Raw genomic sequence first — 11417 nt, forward strand, 5'->3', positions numbered from 1 at the left:
TTTTCAATTTTAAAAAAAATACCCGGAACAGGGTATTTTTTGATTGTGACTGGTATTGTCACACTTTCTGCTTTTTAAGCTAATTACCGCAGAGGCTTCCTGGATCCCATTTTGTATCAATTATGTACAGGTATTATTTTACTTGGGCAAAGTGGGCATGCTCTACCTTATCAAACTTCTTTACTTTATGGATGACCTTGTTCTTGGCATCATAAAAATCAATCTTGATGCCATCGATTTCCAGTTCGGTATATTTGACAGACCTGTCCTGATAGGTTGTCTCACCGATCAGCTTTCCCTCAGCAACAATCTTTATTAAGAACTCTTATATTTGTTTTGAAATCCAAGCAAGGAATTGAAACATAACATTTTACTCTTTTGAAGAGTATAATGGCGCCGTCTTGGAATTCCAATCCCGGAAGCCTGACTTCCAGGGTTTAATTTCTTCTGCATATGGAATTTAATCTTAATTTCGGTCAGCTTTTCATACATCAGTATCCATCGGATAAAAACAAAATCCTTAACGATGAAATAATCCTCGTTTATAATGGGGATTATAAATACACCGTTTGGGAGCCCGTGACCAGTTATGAAGAACCAGGTGTTTATTACTACCTTATTGGGTTCAGCCTCAAACATTACAGGTTTCTTCAAATTTTCCTTAAATATGAAGATGAGACCATTTATTTCCTTCAGACCCAAGTTGTTAAAGACCTGAAAGTCATCGTAGAGGACTTTTTTAACAAAATTTGAGCATTTCATTTTCATTTTATTAATTCATTAAGTACTTTTCATATATTACATTTGAAATCAAATCAGAGTGGAATGAAATTTCAACCTTATGAGTAATCCTAACAAACATGTTTTTAATCCTTTTGAAGACCGTGACCCTGATATTGTCTGGGCAGAAATAAGAAAGCAAAAAGGACCAAGAATTTCTCGGGAAGAGGCGATACGCCAGATGAAAGCTCTTTCGGATAAAAAAAAATAACTTTTATAGTTGAATATGTCTGATACAAAAACTGCCACCTTACCTGAAAACTTTTCAAATCCCTTCCTAGGTCCTGAAAGAGACAAACTATGGGAAAGGTTATATAAAAATGCCAAACACGTTTTCAAGGCGGATCTGCTGAAACGGGCAAAAGACTTGAAAGGTAAAAATCGACCTTGAAGCATCATTCTCCTATTTTTAATCGCTCCACTTTTAATTTCCAAACTGCACAAAACCGCTTAAGACTTTACGATAAATTTGCGGAAGCCCTTAATTATAGTTGGGTATTCATCTTTAATTTCCTTAATATTCAATATGTCCAAAAAACACATCCCAAATAGTTTTGACGATCGAAATTTACCAAAAGGAGATATCTCTCTGGAGAGGTCATTGGAAATCGATCGCCTTATGGAAAACAGAATTGAAAAACTTAAAATCGTTATCCGAGAAAACACTGATCGTATTTTCAAGAAGAAGATTTCGAATGATTGTTGATTGATAAGTAAGATTTTATCAATTTTTTTAACCATTAAGAATTTGAATGTGGCTTTAGCCCATTCACATATAGCCTCCAACCCTTTATCACCAACTTTTATCAAAATAATAAATCAGAACCTTATATTAGGGAGGTTCAATGTACGATATCGAACCCTCTGATTTTAATTTTTGGAATAACCCTTAACCCAGATTCATAGGTAACATAACCCATGACAACCCACAAAAAAATGGAAACTCACGAGCAACACTCAGATTTGATAAAAACTGCCAGGATTGCCGGCATCTGGTATCTGGCCCTGGCGATTACCGGGGTATTGGGATTTTTGGTGTTTCATCCACAGCTGTTTATTTCAGGAGATCCTGAGCAAACGCTCAAAAACCTGGCTGACAGGGAATCCTTTGCGAGGGGAAGGCTTTTGTTGGAAATTGGCGTTGTGGGCTCGCAGGCAATGGCTGCTGTTTGGTTCTTCAAGCTTTTTAGAAATATCAACCCAGTGGCAGCTTGGGCAACGGGTATTTGGGGGACAGTAAATGCGGTGGTTATTTTAGTAAGTGCGATTTCTATGGGAGTTGCCATTAAGATTGCCAATGGCACAATATTGACTCCTGACTTTAAACTTGCGGCCATTCATATTTTGGAGCAGTTCAGTTCAAATGCTTGGGGAGTAGGAGGGCTGTTCTTCGGGCTTTGGCTTATACCAATGGGATATACTGTTGCGAGTTCCCAGCGAATGCCCATCTGGCTTGGTCGGGTGTTAATGATAGGTGGCATGGGATATATCCTGAACACTTTCATCAGTTACGCTGGCGTTTCTTCCAATTGGGTGGACCTCCTCGTGATACCGGCTACAATCGGGGAATTTTGGATGATTGGGTATTTGTTGGTTTTTGGAATACGCCCTTCAAGATGAAAGAATTTTGTTATATTATTCTCACTATTTAAAATAACTCAACAGAAGCATAACCTCTGGTTTTTAAACCCCTAAATTCTGAATTATTATGAAATCCAAAAAAGAAAAGACTCAAAAGTATAATACAGAGAATCCTTTTGCCAATGCCAATACTACTGAAGGAAGGGGAAAAATTTGGGATTCTCTTAGAAAATTGGCTAAACCAATTTCAAAGGAGGATTTCCTAAGAAGGCTAAAAGAAGCTGGGGCATAGTTAGAGATTGCCACGTCGCACAAGGACTATTCAAAATACCAAAGTTCTCCAAGTGCTCCTCGCAATGACGAACCACCTTCATCCTTCATCCTTCATTCTACATCCTTTCTCCCTTTTTCAATCCCTTATCCTTCACTCTTCCCCCAATCTAAAAAATCTAAAATTCTGTTCCTTCACCCTTCACCCTTCATCCTTCCCTACCTACCCAAACCTCAACGTAAACACCGTCTTCTCCCCGACCACAGACTCTGCCTCAAGGCTGCCTTTGTGCAGGTTCATGATCTGCCTGGAGATGGCAAGGCCGATGCCGCTGCCTGTTTTTTTTGTTGTGTAGAAGGGGACAAAAATCCGTTCGATGGCTTCGGGTACTATTCCTTCTCCATGGTCAATTACCTGGATATATGGGACGGATTGGCTGTCTGTACCTGCAGATAGTATGATGGTCCTGTTTACTGCCAAGGCCATGGCTTCTTTTGCGTTTTTGATCAGGTTGATCAATATCATCTGTATCAGGTCAGGATCTGCAAGGATTTCCAGATCTTTGGGCTGCAACTTGGGGATAAGTTTGATATCTGCTTTGGTCAATTCTTCTTTGAGCAATACGCAGATATTTTCAAACATCTGCTCGACAGCAAACCGCTTGATGACCGGCTGTGGGATATTGGTATAATCCCGGTAAGCATTGACAAATTCCACTAATCCCGCACTTCGTTTACTGATGGTTTCCAGACCTTCGGACAGGTCCATGAAACAGTCTCTTTGCATGACAAGAATTCCGTCATCTTTTTCCTCTACATCTTCCTCCAAAATAGTCCCTAGGGAATTGGCCAAACTCGCAATCGGCGTCATCGAATTCATGATTTCATGTCGCAATACCTTGGTAAGGTTTTGCCAGGCCTGCAGTTCATTTTTCTGCAATTCTGATTTGATGTTCTGAAAGGATATCAGGGTCCAGCTATGGCCTTCCATTTTGAAGGAAGCTGATTGGACGTTGAGGTGTAGGTCATTATTGATCTTGATGGAAAAAGAGCCTCCTGGCTTTAATTGCAGCACATTCCGAAGCAATGCTCTGGAAAGTTTGCCCAAGTCATGTATATCTTTGAACTGGGGAATCTGAAGCAACTGCTTGGCAGCACCGTTGATGACACCGATTTTCCCATCATTGTCAAAGGATAGAATTCCGGTATTGATATGCTGAATCATGATCTGGAGAAACAGCATCTGCTCTTCTTTTTCTGCCCTGGTTTTTTTAAAGGCATCAATGACTTCGTTAAAAGACATGTTCATTTCACGGAATGATGGTCCCAGCTTACTGTCTTTAGTAAAGGAAGATGAAAAATCGGAGTAACGTATGGATTCCAAAAAACGGGTGATTTTTCTATTGGTGGTATTGACATAGGAAATCAGGTTTACAGTCAATACGAGCACAATCATCGAAAACATAATCCCTTGCAGGACAGATTGTTCTTTTTGGAAGAAGAAAACCCCTACATAGGCCACAGCCACGATCATTACGACTCGGATGATAAGGCCGACAGCAAATGATTTAAAGCCCATACCTCTCCAATCTTCTGTAAAGGGATGATCTTGTCAGTCCCAATTCCTCAGCAGCACGGGTAATATGGCCGTTGTGTTTCTGTAGTGCTTTTCGGATCAGGATTTTTTCCACATCTTCTATATTGAGGTGGTCCAAGCTGACCATTTCCTCCTGTTTTTCGGGGGCCATTTGTTTATGCATAAAGAGGTCTTCCGGCTGCAGTACACTGTGGGATGTCATGATAACAGCCCTTTCGATACTATGCTGCAGTTCCCGGATATTGCCGGGCCAATGGTATTTTTGCATTCTTTTGATCAGGGCTTCCCCTGCTTTGCGGATATCCTTGTTGTATTTTTTGGAGTAGATGTCTATAAAATGGTTTGCCAACAATGGTATATCATCCATCCTATCCCTTAATGGCGGCAAGGTGATTTCAATGGTATTGATCCTGTAAAGCAAGTCCTGTCTAAAAGTGTTGTCATACACCATGTTGTGGATATTCATATTGGTGGCAGAAATCAGGCGGATGTTTACCGGAATCACTTTATTGGAACCTACCCGGGTGACTTCTCTGTTTTGAATTGCTGCCAGTAACTTTGCCTGAAGGGGAAGAGGAAGGTTACCAATTTCATCCAAAAACAAAGTGCCTTTATTGGCCTGTTCAAACCGCCCTGCCCTATCTTCTTTGGCATCTGTAAATGACCCTCTTTTGTGGCCAAAAAGTTCACTTTCAAAAAGTGTACTGGTAATCGATCCCAAATCCACTCCAACAAAGGCCTCCCTGTGTCTCTTTGAATACCGGTGTATGGCCCGTGCTATCAGTTCTTTGCCGGTACCATTTTCTCCCAATATCAGCACATTGGCATCCGTGGCTGCTACACGTTCTATGGTTTCAAATACCCTGACCATTGGAGCGCTTTGGCCGATGATATCCTTGAATTTGCTGTCTATATCCTGATAAAGCTGTTGTTGTTGGTCTTTGAGTTGGGATATCTCCAGTTTGGATTGACGGAGTTGAAGTGCAGAGTTTAGGGTAGCCAGTAATTTCTCGTTTTCCCAGGGTTTCAGCACAAAATCAGTTGCTCCCTCTTTAATGGCTTTGACAGCGGTATTGACATCTCCGTATGCGGTGATCAAAACCACCACAGCAGAAGAATCCAGCTCCAATATCCTGTCCAACCAATAAAAACCCTCCTGTCCACTGCTGACATCCTTGGTGAAGTTCATGTCCAACATGATCACATCATACTGTTCGTTGACGATCAGGATCGGCAGCAAACTTGGGTTGGTCTCGGTATCCACCTGACCAAAATGCCGCTTTAAAAATATTTTGGCCGCTTTGAGCAAATCCTCATTATCATCGACAATCAGAATTTTTCCTGTTTTTTGTTCTTTCATTTGTGAGACGTGAGATATAAGACGTGAGATGTGAGATTCAAGAAGCGAGAAACGAGAAGCGAGAGCTAAGAACCAAGAGGCAAGAGCCAAGAGGCGAGAAACGGGAACTGAGAGACAATAGCGAGATAAGTTCTAAACTAATCCCGATTTCGACTGAGACCTAAATCTATCCTGATAGCTATTGGGACTAAGATCTAAAATCTACCTTCCTCCCTCATCCATCATCACCCACCTACTTCCGCCACTAATCTCGTACTTGGTACAACTTGTCCGCCGTGGCGGATTGTACTTCGTACTTTGTTCATACTTCTCTCATCCTTTCGCCAAACTTGTACCGAAATGATACAAACGGACAATGTTTTTCCAAAATCGGGCACTGGATTAAAATTACGCTATTTTTTCATTTTCAATACAAAATAAATATCAGGATCCATTGAGCCATTATCAGTATATTTTGGTCGCTGGCGGACAATTTTGTTCGAAAAAAAATCGGGTCTGATTCCCAAGATGCCTTATTTGGGTATTTTTGGCGGTTTTGTTCGTGGCATATTAATTGGCAATAACAGATCAACCGAATAAATGGAAATTACCGCAATGGATAGAAAGATTGAAAAAAAGACCTGGACCCCAAAGTTTATCGCAATTATAGCCGGTGGGACTTTATTGGTGGGCATTGTTTTGTACCAATTGGTATTTGCTGACTCCAGGTCGTCCATGAATGTCAATATGGAGCGCGTCACCATCGCAACAGTCAAAGAAGGTGAGTTTACGGATTATATTCCTGTCAGTGGCAATATAGAACCTGGGGAAGTTTTCTTTTTGGATGCATTGGAAGGAGGGAATATCCAAAAAATAGTCCGTGAATCAGGGGCTTTCGTCAATGCAGGGGATACTATTTTGCTCCTCTCCAATTCCAAGCTTCAGTTGGAGGTGATGGAAAGAGAATCAGGTCTGTATTTCCAGATCAACAACCTCAGACAAGTACGCCTGCAATTGGATCAAAATGACCTTAGTCAACAAGGTCAGCTTGCAGAGATCGACTATCAGATCAGCTTGTTGAAGCCTCAGTACCAAAGATTCAAGGAGCTCCATGAAAAGAAACTGGTCTCTGACAGGGAATTCGAAGAAGTCAAAGAACAATATGAATATAATGTCAAAAGAAGAAAATTGACCTATACGGCATATCGAAATGATTCTATGTCCCGGGTGGCACAAAAACGACAGCTGCGGGATTCTGAAAGCAGGATGAATCAGTCCCTTGATGGGGTAGGCCATATCCTGGATAACCTGGCTGTGAGGGCACCGATTACCGGACAACTTTCCACCGAACAAATTGAAGTGGGCCAATCCATCAGTGCCGGAGAGAGATATGGACAGATAGATATCCTCGATAAGTTTAAGGTCAGGGTGCCTATAGATGAACTGTATTTACCAAGAATTTATACAGGCCTTAAAGGAACATTTTCATTTTCAGGTGGCAATTATGAACTTGAAATAGGTAAAATATATCCCAATGTAAATGCAGGAAGATTTGAGGTTGATATGTTTTTCACTGATGAAGTTCCTACAGGAATCCGCCGGGGACAGACTGTCAGGATCCGATTGGAATTAGGGGAAAGCAATCAGGCCATCTTATTACCTACAGGCGGCTTCTATAAGGACACCGGAGGTAACTGGGTATTTGTCGTAGACCAACAGACCGGCAAAGCCGAAAAAAGAAACATTCGCCTTGGCCGCAAAAACCCCGAATTCTACGAAGTCATCGAAGGCCTGCAAGCAGGTGACAAAGTGATCGTCAGTGGCTATGAGAATTTTGGGAAGAATGAGGTGTTGAATTTGAAATAGCAATTTTGTCGGATGTCAGATGACCGATGACCGATGTTGGGTTTCAATTAATTAAAAAAGGTAGATTTTAAAATAATCGATTAAGATTAATAGTATTTTATTTTCATTGATTTGGTTTTGGTATTTTGGATTAAGTAAAATTCTAAACCTAAACCATAGAAATCATGAAATTTAAATTTGAAAAACTGACCATTTGGCAGAAGGCCATGGATTTTGGAGAGGAGATATTTGAAATGAGTTCGGGATTTCCAAAAGAGGAAAAGTATAACCTGATTTCCCAGATCAGGAAGGCTTCCGATTCTATTGCTTTAAATATTTCGGAAGGTTCAATAGGTCAATCAAATCCGGAATTCAAAAGATTCTTAGGATTTGCTATTAGATCACTGGCTGAAGTAGTTACATGTTTACACAAGTCCAAGTGAAGGAAATATATCAGTGAGAGTGATTTCAAAATGTTTTATGACGAAGCATTTTATCTAATGAACATGATGAATTCCTTCAAATCAAAAATCAAATAAATTATTTAAAATATTACAATGAAATTATCTGTCATTCGACGCTCTTCATAGCTAACAGAAACCCAGCATCGGTCATCGGTCATCCGACATCGGTCATTAACAACCAAGCAACCTTAAAACAAAAAACAACATCTAATTAAACAAGATCATAACTACCTCAATACAAACATCAATCACATGCAAAACATCATCAAAACCGTCAATCTTAAAAAACTCTACACCACTGAAGAAGTAGAGACCACTGCCTTGGATGATATCAATATTGAAATCAAAAAAGGGGAATTTGTAGCCATAATGGGTCCGTCAGGCTGTGGTAAATCCACGCTGCTCAACATCATTGGGCTATTGGATAATCCCGATGCAGGGGAATACCATTTTATCGAAAATGAAGTAGCGAGATTCTCTGAAAGACAAAGATCCCAACTCAGAAAAGGCAACATCGGATTTGTATTCCAGAGCTTTAACCTGATCGATGAACTCACAGTATTTGAAAATGTTGAACTTCCCTTGCTGTATTTGAAGACTCCCTCAGATGAAAGAAAAAGAAGGGTAGAGGAAGTACTGACCCGAATGGGAATCATGCACCGAAAAGACCACTTTCCACAGCAGCTTTCCGGTGGTCAGCAGCAAAGGGTAGCCATAGCCCGTGCTATTATAGCCAAGCCTTCTGTGATACTCGCCGATGAACCTACAGGTAACCTGGATTCTGCCAACGGTGAGGAAGTGATGAGACTTTTGGAAGAACTCAACAATGAAGGCACCACCATCGTGATGGTAACCCACTCTCCCCACGATGCCAATTATGCCCACCGTATCATCAACTTATTTGATGGTAAAGTGGTGACTGAGAATATCAGGGAGCAGTTTCATGTTTAGGAATAAGATCTGAGACACAAGATTCAAGACACAAGACACAAGATTTGGGAAAATAAGAAATATTAAGACCCGTCTCACTCAAAGGGATGTCTAGAATATTTGGAAAAGGAAAAGGAGGGATTTTCAAAACTTTGGAAATCTCTCTCAAGCTTTGGCTTTATTGACCTTCCTTGGTGATGAAATCATCTCACTTTATGATTTTCTAGAACCAATATTCAATTAAAAGATGAGGAACAATTACGAAAATAAAACTCTCATTCTTCCCAACCCCCACAACTCCTTACTTCCATACTCCCCAACTTCCCACCATGTTATCCACCTATCTCAAAATCGCTTTAAGAAGTTTTCGTAAGCACCGAATGACCTTCGGGATCAATCTTCTGGGACTGACTTTGGGACTCACTACTGTGATTTTGATCATGATGTGGGTGAAGGATGAAATGGGGATCAATAGATATCATGCACTAGGGGACAGGATTTATGCAGTATTTACCAATCATGACAACTCCACAGGTATTGTAACCATAGGAATCACACCTTCTGAAATGGCATCAGCCATGAGAACAGAACTTGCCCAAGTGGAAATGGCAGCAGCTTATTCTCCATTTATAGAAGATGTTTCTTTTGATAACGGAGGAGAAATACAAGTTGCTGACGGTTTGTTTGTAGATCAGGAATACCTGGATATGTTCAGTATTGAGTTTCTGGAAGGGGACAAAAATCAGGCTTTAAATGACATCAATGCTGTAGTATTATCAGAATCCACTGCCAATAAAATTTTTGGTTCTACAAATGAGGCATTGGGGAAATCCCTGAAATGGTCAGTGTTTGAATTTGGAAATGATGTTTTGGTGAGTGGGATTTATAAGGATTTTGGCTCCAAGGATGTGGATAAACCGGAATTTCTGTTGTCATTTCCTTATTTCAAGAATATGCTTGGAGATGGAGCCCATTGGGACAATTTCAATGCTGGGACTTACTTGCTGTTAAGAGAGGGTACAGATATTGATGCATTCAATTCACAGATTAAAGATTTTATCAAGGAAAAAGAAGCTGGAAGCAATGTAAGTCCTTTCGTTCAGGCCTTTGAGGACACCTATCTGTATGGGACCTATGCAGATGGAAAAATCGTAGGTGGAAGGATCAATTATGTATGGATTTTTTCGGCGATAGCTTTATTTATACTGATGATTGCTTGTATCAATTTTATGAACCTGACCACGGCAAGGACGATGAACAGGATCAAAGAAATAGGTGTCAAGAAATCTATGGGAGCAAGCCGTGGCGGCCTATTCAGTCAATTCATGATAGAAACATTGTTGCTTGCCTTTTTTGCAATGATTTCCGCATTGATTTTAGCAAAACTGTTGCAGCCGTTTTTCAATCAGGTATCTATAAAAGATCTAAGACTAGACTTTAATTTTAGTTTGGTCTTGATAATGTTTTCGATTTGGATATTGACAGGCTTGATGGCTGGGATTTATCCGGCAATTTATCTTTCAAAATTTAAACCTATCCAAATCCTAAAAAATAATATCAAAGGAAGTTTCGGAGAACTTTTGGCGAGAAGGGGTCTGGTGGTTTTTCAATTTTCAATTTCCCTTTTATTGATAATTGGGATCGTAGTGATAGGAAGGCAAATGTCTTATATTCAAAGTCAAAATCTTGGATATAACCAATCCAATTTGCTTCAGGTGAGTTCCTCTTCATTATCCGACACCCAATTGGAACTGTTTTTAAATCAGGTAAAAAGGTTGCCCGGTGTTGAAAATGCATCAAGTTTATCCCACCCCCTGATTGGATTGATGGCATCGACGATAGGATTGCATTGGGAAGGAAAAAACCCTGATGAACAGGTCAAATTTGAGAATATTAACGTAAACATGGATTTGATCGAAACCATGGGTTTTGAGATGTTGGAAGGAAGGTCATTCTCGAGGGATTTTGGGGATGAAAAGAGTAAAATCATCCTAAATGAAGAAGCTGTAAAAGTGATAGGTCTGGAAGAACCAATTGGTGCCACTGTCAATCTTTGGGGAAATGATATGGAAGTGATCGGGGTTTTGAAAAATTTCCATTTTGAATCTTTAAAAGAAACAGTAAAGCCGGCGTTTTTAAAATATGACAATTCATTTATGCAGAAGATTATCCTCCGGATAAACAGTGAAAATCAAGCTGAAGCTATTAAATCTGTTTCGGGATTATTTGAAGATCTTTTTGCTCAAAAGATGAATTTCAGCTTTATGGACGAAGATTTTCAAACCCTTTATCTTCAGGAGCAACGAGTATCCAAGCTTGCAAAATATTTTGGGGTAGTTGCTGTTTTCCTTTCCTGTTTGGGATTGTTTGGATTGGCGGCTTTTACAGTTGAAAACCGGAAAAAAGAAATTGGAGTGAGAAAAGTCTTGGGGGCTTCAATCAATTCAATTTTATATTTGATCGTAAAGGACTTTGTTCTACTTGTTCTGATTTCAATCTTGGCTATGATTCCCTTGGCATGGTATCTTTCCAATTTCTGGCTTCAGGATTATGCTTACAAAACAAACCTTAGCTGGTGGATTTTTGCAGGAGCAGCTGCTGTTGTCTTGAT

General features: G+C 40.1%; 12 protein-coding genes. 8 read left to right on the top strand and 4 right to left on the bottom strand.

The window, feature by feature from the left end; genetic code table 11:
- Positions 1-133: 133 nt before the first annotated feature.
- Together ACEW8O_RS06090 and ACEW8O_RS06095 are read right to left on the bottom strand one after the other, a co-directional pair.
- On the bottom strand, positions 134-316 hold the full coding sequence (locus ACEW8O_RS06090) for a Dna2/Cas4 domain-containing protein (protein ID WP_373493745.1): 183 nt from the start codon (positions 314-316) through the stop codon (positions 134-136).
- Positions 316-768 (bottom strand): hypothetical protein, encoded by a 453-nt coding sequence (locus ACEW8O_RS06095; protein WP_373493733.1) that lies wholly within the window; start codon positions 766-768, stop codon positions 316-318. Before ACEW8O_RS06095 ends, ACEW8O_RS06090 begins: the two co-directional genes overlap by 1 nt.
- Positions 769-841: 73 nt before the next feature.
- On the opposite strand from ACEW8O_RS06095, the gene ACEW8O_RS06100 reads away from it, so the two are divergent.
- The 4 genes from ACEW8O_RS06100 (at position 842) to ACEW8O_RS06115 (ending at position 2653) form a co-directional block, all read left to right on the top strand.
- A complete protein-coding gene (locus tag ACEW8O_RS06100) occupies positions 842-991 on the top strand; it encodes a hypothetical protein (RefSeq protein WP_373493734.1) in 150 nt (49 codons plus the stop codon).
- A 15-nt stretch (positions 992-1006) separates the two neighbouring features.
- Positions 1007-1171, top strand: coding sequence for a hypothetical protein (locus ACEW8O_RS06105; protein WP_373493735.1), 165 nt, complete (start codon positions 1007-1009; stop codon positions 1169-1171).
- A 545-nt stretch (positions 1172-1716) separates the two neighbouring features.
- Complete coding sequence (locus ACEW8O_RS06110; RefSeq protein ID WP_373493736.1) at positions 1717-2400, top strand: DUF4386 domain-containing protein; 684 nt, start codon at positions 1717-1719, stop codon at positions 2398-2400.
- Between the two features lie 88 nt (positions 2401-2488).
- Positions 2489-2653: a hypothetical protein gene (locus ACEW8O_RS06115; RefSeq protein WP_373493737.1), complete on the top strand. Its 165-nt coding sequence runs from the start codon at positions 2489-2491 to the stop codon at positions 2651-2653.
- A 201-nt stretch (positions 2654-2854) separates the two neighbouring features.
- Here the strand turns inward: ACEW8O_RS06115 and ACEW8O_RS06120 are convergent, their stop codons facing one another.
- Positions 2855-4210 carry a PAS domain-containing sensor histidine kinase gene (locus ACEW8O_RS06120; RefSeq protein WP_373493738.1) on the bottom strand — a complete coding sequence of 452 codons (1356 nt, stop codon included), beginning with the start codon at positions 4208-4210 and terminating at the stop codon, positions 2855-2857.
- A complete protein-coding gene (locus tag ACEW8O_RS06125) occupies positions 4200-5588 on the bottom strand; it encodes a sigma-54-dependent transcriptional regulator (RefSeq protein ID WP_373493739.1) in 1389 nt (462 codons plus the stop codon). Before ACEW8O_RS06125 ends, ACEW8O_RS06120 begins: the two co-directional genes overlap by 11 nt.
- 579 nt (positions 5589-6167) lie before the next feature.
- Between ACEW8O_RS06125 and ACEW8O_RS06130 the strand changes: the two genes are divergently transcribed.
- The 4 genes from ACEW8O_RS06130 to ACEW8O_RS06145 form a co-directional block, all read left to right on the top strand.
- Complete coding sequence (locus tag ACEW8O_RS06130; RefSeq protein ID WP_373493740.1) at positions 6168-7433, top strand: efflux RND transporter periplasmic adaptor subunit; 1266 nt, start codon at positions 6168-6170, stop codon at positions 7431-7433.
- A gap of 164 nt (positions 7434-7597) precedes the next feature.
- Positions 7598-7855 (top strand): four helix bundle protein, encoded by a 258-nt coding sequence (locus ACEW8O_RS06135; protein WP_373493741.1) that lies wholly within the window; start codon positions 7598-7600, stop codon positions 7853-7855.
- 273 nt (positions 7856-8128) lie between these two features.
- A complete protein-coding gene (locus ACEW8O_RS06140) occupies positions 8129-8827 on the top strand; it encodes an ABC transporter ATP-binding protein (RefSeq protein ID WP_373493742.1) in 699 nt (232 codons plus the stop codon).
- Positions 8828-9135: 308 nt separating this feature from the next.
- The coding region (locus ACEW8O_RS06145) for an ABC transporter permease (RefSeq protein ID WP_373493743.1) at positions 9136-11417 on the top strand (2282 nt) is incomplete at its 3' end.

Origin of the sequence: Aquiflexum sp. (assembly GCF_041749095.1) — a bacterium.
In the GTDB taxonomy this organism is placed as follows: domain Bacteria; phylum Bacteroidota; class Bacteroidia; order Cytophagales; family Cyclobacteriaceae; genus Aquiflexum.